Source organism: Xylophilus sp. ASV27 (genome assembly GCF_016428875.1).
Lineage (GTDB): Bacteria > Pseudomonadota > Gammaproteobacteria > Burkholderiales > Burkholderiaceae_C > Xylophilus.
On record NZ_JAELTO010000259.1, the window covers coordinates 1 to 723 of the forward strand.

Sequence of the window (723 nt, forward strand, 5' to 3'; positions counted from 1 at the left end):
GCGACGCGTGCGGTGGCTTCGGGGGTCGGAGATGCTCTGCAGGTGGTGCAGTAGGTTCATCGGGGCTGCGCTAGGAGGGTTGTTTCAGCGCTTTAGTTTCGCTTGGATTTAGATGCGATTGCCCTGGGCCCGGCGCGCGCCCATAATCGGCAGCCATGTCACCCACTGCCCCATCCGCCGCCGACGCCATCACCGACGTTGCCGGCATCGAAGTCGGCCACTGGACCTCTCCCCTGCGCCCCACCGGCTGCAGCGTCGTGCTCGCGCCCGAGGGCGCGGTGGCCGGCGTGGACGTGCGCGGGGCGGCCCCCGGCACGCGCGAAACCGATCTGCTGGCGCCGCACAACCTGGTGGAACGGGTGCATGCCGTGATGCTGGCCGGCGGCAGCGCCTACGGTCTGGATGCGGCCGGCGGCGCCATGCGCTGGCTGGAGGAGCACGGCATCGGCCTGCCGGTGGGCGTGGGCCTGGTGCCCATCGTGCCGGCGGCCGTGCTGTTCGACCTGATGCTCGGCGACATGCGCGTGCGGCCCGACGCCGCGGCCGGCTACGCCTGTCTCTTATACACATCTGACGCTGCCGACGAAGAGAACCTAGTGTAGATCGCGGGGGGGGGCGGGTGAGGGAAGAGGGGGGGGGGGGGGGGGGGGGGGGGGGGGGGGGGGGGGGGGGGGGGGGGGGGGGGGGGGGGGGGGGGGGGGGGGGGGGGGGGGGGGGGGGGGG

Annotated in this window: 1 pseudogene; it reads left to right on the plus strand. The window is 74.0% G+C overall.

What is annotated here, in order from left to right:
* Window positions 1–155 precede the first annotated feature (155 nt).
* Window positions 156–596, plus strand: a pseudogene (locus tag JHD63_RS22765) (P1 family peptidase); the annotation flags it as partial.
* Window positions 597–723: the final 127 nt, after the last annotated feature.